Here is a 229-nt window from a genome sequence, read left to right on the forward strand (position 1 = left end):
TGCGCGAGCGAGCCAGTCGCGGTCGAGCCGCGTTGCGCCGGCACCCGCACCAACCCACGCAACAACGCCGGCAACATCCCCACCCGCGCCTGCGACCGCAACGCACCCAGGTCCAAACGCACCGGCACCAACAGACCGGCATCCACCCGCAACGCCTGGTCGAACAACTCCAGACCAAGCTCGTTCGACAACGGACTGACACCCATCCGCTCCAAACGGACAAGCTCAG

1 protein-coding gene is annotated in these 229 nt (G+C 66.8%); it reads right to left on the reverse strand.

Annotated features, from left to right (window positions below; translation table 11 throughout):
- A partial coding sequence (locus ACLQ28_RS34665; RefSeq protein WP_425690471.1) for a hypothetical protein occupies positions 1–191 on the reverse strand: 191 nt, incomplete at its 3' end.
- Between the last annotated feature and the right edge of the window lie 38 nt (positions 192–229).

Source organism: Micromonospora sp. DT201 (genome assembly GCF_049841575.1).
Lineage (GTDB): Bacteria > Actinomycetota > Actinomycetes > Mycobacteriales > Micromonosporaceae > Micromonospora.